Source organism: Nocardiopsis sp. TNDT3 (assembly GCF_003427465.1).
GTDB classification, from domain to species: Bacteria; Actinomycetota; Actinomycetes; order Streptosporangiales; family Streptosporangiaceae; genus Nocardiopsis; species Nocardiopsis dassonvillei.
This window is the reverse complement of sequence record NZ_QPFC01001261.1, coordinates 1-1,140: the sequence shown is the minus strand read 5'-3', so window position 1 is coordinate 1,140 and position 1,140 is coordinate 1. Positions and strand designations below refer to the sequence as shown.

Sequence of the window (1,140 nt, the reverse complement as noted above, 5' to 3'; positions counted from 1 at the left end):
TGACCGTGCTCGTGCGCGTGCCCCTCGTGAACGGAATGCCGTGCGGCCATCTCTCCCCCTCGAAAAACCAGCGGAAAAAAACGGGAACACATCCAGGACTATTCGATCGGCGATCGCGCATCAAGCGCCGCCGGGGCGGCGCACGGAGAATTTATCCGCCTCCCATCGGAATTTCGCGCCGAACCCCCGAAGAAATGATTGTGCTTTTCATTTCCACGGCGACCGGGACCGCCCCCTGCGCGCACCGAGGAGCGGCGGGTGCGGACGCCCCTCCTTCCACCCGGCTCCGGGGACGGGAACTGCTAGGGTTCGGGAATGATTATCATTTCCTCCCTGGCGTCGCGAACGCCCCACCACGGCGAGGAGGCGCGCCATGCCTGAGTACGACGATCCCTACGCCCGCTCCGGGGAGTACCTGGACCCGATGATCGCCGGATGGTGGGAGCACCACCGGGCGGTCCTGTCCGAGGCGCTGGCCTCCCTGCCCGACGACTCCGGCCCCGTCGTGGACGCCGGGGCGGGCGGCGGCCACGGAACCCGCCTCATCGCCGCGGCCCTGCCCACGGCCCGCGTCCTGGCCGTCGAGCCCTCCCTCCTGCTGCGGACCGTGCTGCTCTCCCGGATCGCCGACGACCCCGGCCTGCGCGGGAGGGTGACCGTGGACGGCGACGACCTGCTCTCGGCACACCTGCCCGACCGGATCGGCGGCATGGTGATGGCCAACCTCATCGGCCACTTCAGCCCCCACGAACGCGACCGCCTGTGGGAGGACCTGGCCCCGCGACTGGCCCCGGGAGCCTTCGTCCTGCTCAACCTCGCCGCCCCGCGGCAGCCCGAACGGGTGGAGCGGGCACGGATGAGCGAGGTCCGCGTCGGAGCCCGCTCCTACGTCGGCTGGGCCGCCGCCGAGCCCAGCGGCCCCGAGCGGGTCGAGTGGCACATGACCTACGAGACCCACGAGCGGGACCGGGTCCTGGCCCGCGACGAGGTCCGCTACACCTGGTGGACCCTCACCGAGGACGCGCTGCGCGCCGAGACCGCGCCCCACCGCCTGCGGGTCCTGCCCCACGGCCCCGCCGAGGCCGGACTGTACAGAGTCCTCCCGGAGGACTGACCGCGGCCCCGCCCCCCCCCCCCCCC

General features: G+C 72.1%; 1 protein-coding gene. It reads left to right on the top strand.

What is annotated here, in order from left to right; genetic code table 11:
* Positions 1-373: 373 nt before the first annotated feature.
* Positions 374-1,114 (top strand): class I SAM-dependent methyltransferase, encoded by a 741-nt coding sequence (locus DQW06_RS26635; protein WP_117199530.1) that lies wholly within the window; start codon positions 374-376, stop codon positions 1,112-1,114.
* Positions 1,115-1,140: the final 26 nt, after the last annotated feature.